The 5426-nt window shown below is 40.3% G+C and carries 4 protein-coding genes; 3 read left to right on the plus strand and 1 reads right to left on the minus strand.

All coding sequences use genetic code 11. From position 1 onward, the window contains the following. Both B2Y23_RS09250 and B2Y23_RS09255 read left to right on the plus strand, forming a co-directional pair. Positions 1-1147: toprim domain-containing protein (locus tag B2Y23_RS09250; protein ID WP_291370412.1), on the plus strand; the 1147-nt coding region annotated here is incomplete at its 5' end. A gap of 174 nt (positions 1148-1321) precedes the next feature. Beyond that, positions 1322-1687, plus strand: coding sequence for a hypothetical protein (locus tag B2Y23_RS09255; protein ID WP_291357457.1), 366 nt, complete (start codon positions 1322-1324; stop codon positions 1685-1687). A gap of 380 nt (positions 1688-2067) precedes the next feature. Here B2Y23_RS09255 and B2Y23_RS09260 read toward each other — a convergent pair whose 3' ends face one another. Further along, entirely contained in the window at positions 2068-4002 is a 1935-nt protein-coding gene (locus B2Y23_RS09260) for an ATP-binding cassette domain-containing protein (protein WP_291370414.1), read from the minus strand. A 240-nt stretch (positions 4003-4242) separates the two neighbouring features. Between B2Y23_RS09260 and B2Y23_RS09265 the strand changes: the two genes are divergently transcribed. Continuing rightward, positions 4243-5250 (plus strand): putative solute-binding protein, encoded by a 1008-nt coding sequence (locus tag B2Y23_RS09265; protein WP_291357397.1) that lies wholly within the window; start codon positions 4243-4245, stop codon positions 5248-5250. Positions 5251-5426 lie beyond the last annotated feature (176 nt).

Consider the following 5426-nt stretch of genomic DNA (forward strand, 5'->3'; position numbering starts at 1 on the left):
GGGCGGTTCTGCAAAACAGGGTCGTAACCGTAAGATGCAAGCCATTTTACCGCTGAAAGGTAAAATCCTGAACGTGGAACGTGCGCGCTTTGACAAGATGATCTCGAGTCAGGAAGTCGGTACGCTGATTACGGCCTTGGGCTGCGGTATTGGCCGTGAAGAGTACAATCCGGACAAGTTGCGTTATCACAAAATCATCATCATGACCGATGCTGACGTCGATGGTTCGCACATTCGTACGTTACTGTTGACCTTCTTCTTCCGTCAAATGCCTGAACTGGTGGAACGTGGTTATATCTATATCGCACAGCCACCATTGTATAAGTTGAAAAAAGGTAAGCATGAGCAATATCTTAAAGATAATGATGCTCTGGAAACCTTCCTGATTTCAAATGCAATTGATGATTTATCCTTGCATATTAGTGCTGAATCTCCAGCTATTACCGGTCAAGCACTGGCAAAAGTGATTGAAGATTACCAAGTTTCACAGAAAAGTTTGAATCGTTTAACTCTCCGTTATCCAGCAAGTTTGCTGGATGGTTTGCTGGGCCTGGATGCATTCAAGCTCGACCATAGCCATGATGAAGACTATGTGAAACAGTGGTCTGAACAGTTGCGCGCTGCTATCGAAGCGTATCAGCCAAGTTTACGTCCTGAAATCACGCTTGAACTGTTTGAGAAAGAACACGCAGATGGCAGCAAGGTGGCGCATTACTGGCCACGTGTAACGGTATATGTACACAACTTGCCACACCATTATTTGCTGGATGCTGGCCTGCTGGCTTCAAGTGAATACAAGCGTTTACTGCAAAACTCGAAGAGCTGGTTTACCTTGCTTGAAGATGGTGCTTATTTGCAGAAAGGTGATCGTAAGATTAATGTGGCGACTTTCCATCAGGTTTGGCAGCACATTTTATCTGACTCACGTCGCGGCATGATGATCCAGCGCTATAAAGGACTGGGTGAGATGAATGCGGAACAGCTATGGGAAACCACCATGGATCCTGAAAACCGTAACATGCTGCAAGTGACTATTGACGATGCCATTGAAGCAGATCGCATGTTCTCCTGTTTGATGGGAGATGATGTGGAACCGCGTCGTGCCTTCATTGAAGAAAATGCCCTGAATGCGGATATTGATGCTTGATCTATTGATAAGTGAAATTGTAAACAGCACCCTTCGGGGTGCTTTTTTTATGCTATTTTTATCTTAATCTGATTACCTTTTAGCCATCTTTATTTTTATTAAAATGACTTATTCCTCTGTCATGATGACTCTAAGCAAGAGGAAATCATCATGCAATATGACGAGGTGAGCGCTATGGATCAAGAATTGGAACAGATCCGTGATATCTGGACTGAGGCCTTTTTTAGCGGAAATTATGAGGTCCTTGCTCAGTATGAACATGAACAGTTCAAGGTGGTCTACGAGCAGGAAGGTCGTGTAGAAAGCAATTTTGTCCGCTATGACAGGATTGCTCATGCCGTAAAAAATGGTGTCTGGAAGCCGCAAAAACCCGCAGTTGAGTTTGAAGAATTTGATTATGATAAAGATTTGAAGCATTGCAAAGTCTTGATTGGCTTGCAGGATCAGAAACAGATTCAGGAATCATGGGTCAATCAGGGCGCTTGGAAAATTATCGAACTCAGGTTTTTAAAACGTAAGAAAACCGCTCAAAATAAATAATAAAACTTAATCCAAATAGAAAACATAAGGAAAAACTCATGTGGATAACTTGCTAAACCATCAGTTTAGTGGATTAGAAAAATTAAAATTAACTTATCCACAAGATAAAATAATCTTTTATTTTAAATTTAAACTGGAATTTTGAAGGGTTGTGGATAAGATTTTTAAATTTAAAATCTTGTTTTAAATTTATTTTAAGATGATTTTGAATTTAAAACTTGATGGTGTTGTTCAATTGAAAATAAATCGCTATAGCTGGCTAAAATGACTATCGAGAAGGGACGTTTAGAAAAATTAAAAAATCGCAGTACAACTTTAAAATTGTACTGCGATTATAAAATAAGCATTGCTTTAGCTTGGCTTAAGAATAGAAAAATGCCTTATTCAAAAGAACTTTCCAGCTCTTCCAGTTCCATCATCAGCTCTAGCATTTGTTCTTCCGCAGTTTCCAGTTCACTTTTTAACTTGGCTTGTTCATTCATCAATTTAAGTAAATCATCTTTACGATTTGCTTCATAGATTGCCGTATCAGCCAGTAATACTTCAATTTCAGTTAAACGTGCTTGCAGCTTGGTCATCTGTGCTTCATTTTTTTCAATATTTTTACGAATTGGGCGGATCATTTCACGGCGTCGTGCGGTTTCTTTACGTTGCGCTTCTTTATCGAGCTTGGATATTGCCGGTTTTACTTCTACTTGCGACTTCACCGGTTCAGCAGATTTTTGACCATTTTTGATCATCTCGATACGTGCCTGACGTAACCAATCCGCATATGCAACCAGATCACCATCAAATTCACGACATTGACCATTGTGGACCAATAACAATTCATCGCATACGCTGGCAATCAGTTGACGCTCATGCGATACCAATACCACAGCACCTTCAAAGTCTTGTAAAGCCATGGTCAGGGCATGACGCATATCCAGGTCCAAATGGTTGGTCGGTTCATCCAGAATCAACACGTTTGGACGTTGCCATACAATTAAAGCCAAAGCTAAACGTGCACGCTCACCACCGGAGAAGCCTTCACTTGGTGTATCCATACGTTCGCCACTAAAGCCAAAACTTCCCAGGAATGCACGTAAAGTTGCTTCACTGATTTTTTTGTCCGCGATTCTTGACAATTGCAGCATTGGACTGGCACTACCATCCAGGGCATCCATTTGATGCTGGGCAAAATAACCAATATTCAGCAATTCAGAATCTTTGCGTGTCCCTTTGAGTAGTTTCAGGTCACCGACTAAAGATTTGATCAGCGTCGACTTACCTGCACCATTCATCCCAAGTAAACCGATACGGCTGCTGGGGGTGATTTGTAGATTGACATTGGTCACAATCAACTTATCGCCATAACCAATATCTGCATGTTCCAGTTGCAGCAGAGGCGAGCTCATTTTAGTCGGTTCACGGAAACTGAAGGTAAACGGTGTATCGACATGCGCAGCAGAAAGTTCCTGCATACGTTCTAATTGTTTAATCCGGCTTTGAGCCTGTTTGGCTTTGGTGGCTTTGGCCTTAAAGCGGTCAATAAATTTTTGTAAATGTGCCCGCGTTTCAAGCTGTTTTTCATAAGCTTGTTGTTGCTGTGCCAGACGTTCACTACGGGTACGTTCAAAGGTGGAATAATTTCCGGTGTATAAAATGAGTTCTTGGTTTTCGATATGTAAAATATGATCGGTAACGGCATCCAGGAAATCACGGTCATGTGAAATTAAAATCAGGGTGCCTTCATAAGCTTTTAACCAGTCTTCCAGCCATAAAATTGCATCTAAGTCTAGATGGTTGGTCGGTTCGTCCAGTAACAGCAAGTCTGAACGGCTCATCAGCGTACGGGCTAAGTTTAAACGCATACGCCAACCGCCAGAGAAACTTGAAACATCCAGTTGAGACTGATGCTCAAAGAAACCCAGACCCGCCATCAACTGTGATGCTTTTGATGGGGCAGAGTAGCCATTAATTTCGTCGAAACGGCCATATAAATGTGCTAATTCTTCATTATTCAGGTTTTCAGGATGTTCCAGTTTATGCTGGATATCCCAATATTCCTCATCTCCAGACAGGACAAAATCAATGGCTTTCATCTCTAGCGCTTTAATTTCCTGCGCCATATGGGCCACTGTCCAGACAGCAGGACGTTTCAGGGAACCGCCATCCGATTCCATGCCACCCAATAAGGCAGCAAACAGGGTCGATTTTCCTGCACCATTGACACCAGTTAGGCCAATTTTCCATCCTGGATGTAGCTGCATAGACGCTTTTTGAAATAAAACACGTCCACCGCGACGTATAGAAAGTTGATCTAACTGAATCATTGAAATATCTAAAAGAGAAGAATGATGGGGCTATTCTAAAGGAAGCTACTCAGAAAAGAAAAAGGCTGGGCATTATTCTTTCTTATAAAAGCATGATTTTAAGTAGATCAATGAAAATGTGACAAATTATGCAAAAAATAGCCTTTCGTCAGAAAGGCCTGAGCAGCTCTGTTTTTAGTATAAAAAGAAAATTATAGTGATTTTCTACGAGAAAAAAGTGAAAAAAGAATAAGGTACATCATGAAAAAAAGGACTTTTATTTTATCTACGCTCACACTTTTGAGTTTTTCGAGCTTAGCGCAGGCAAAACAGAATATCTGTGTATTTGATTTACTCGGTAAAGCAGGTGAGTCCTATAAATTAATTGAAGAATGGGCTTTGGCCAGTCAAAACTGGGGTGCCAAGGTCAATCTAATGCCGTATCAAGACGAAGCAAAAATTGAAAAAGATTTTAAAGCCGGTGTCTGTGATGCTTTTTACATGACCTCCATGCGTGCCCGTGCCTATAACAAATTTGCCGGTTCAATTGATGCACTCGGTGGCGTTCCAAGTAATCAGATTGCACAAAAAGCCATTTCTTTTGTGCTGGATAAACGCAATAAAAAGCGGCTGATTAGTACCATTGCCAATGAAAAATATGAGGTAGCAGGGATTGGACAAATTGGTACGGCTTATCTTTTTGTACGTGATAAATCTATCAATACTATTGAAAAAGCAAAAGGTAAAAAGTTTGCTATTCTGCACTATGATCAGGCGCAAAAAATTGTTGTCCAGCGTATTGGTGCAGTGCCGGTAATGGCTGATATTTCTAATTTTGTGAAAAAATTCAACAATGGTGAAGTCGACATGATTGCTGCACCTGCGTATGCCTTTAAGCCGCTAGAAATCTATAAAGGCTTGGGTTCTACTGGGGCAATGATTAATTTTCCAGTCGTCAACGTGACGGCCGATTTGGTGATTCGTCCAGAAAAATTTCCTGAAGGCTTTGCAGACCAATCACGTAGCTGGTTTATCAAAATTTTGCCGAAAAGCTTTGCGATGGTACAGCGCTTGGAAGCCGGAATTCCTGCCAAATATAAAGTAAATTTGACTAAACAAGATCATGAGAAATATCAAAAAATATTACGAGATGGTCGTTTAGATCTGACCAAACAAGGAATTTATGAACCGACCATGATGACAGTGCTTAAAAAAGCCCGTTGTACTGTGGAGCGAACCAATTTTGAGTGTTCATTGAACGGCGAATAAATAGGCAGTTATGTTTTTATTTGTAAAATAGCTCAAATTTTATAAATTATACGTAAAAATCGTTCTTACATAAATTTATGATTTTTATTATTTATTTTAAAAAATAAAAAGCGATTGACATCTAAATGATAATTAATTGGAGTAAATGCTCTATTTTTTTATCATGAACTTGCTTA

The sequence above is a fragment of the Acinetobacter sp. UBA5934 genome (assembly GCF_002430855.1).
Classification (GTDB): domain Bacteria; phylum Pseudomonadota; class Gammaproteobacteria; order Pseudomonadales; family Moraxellaceae; genus Acinetobacter.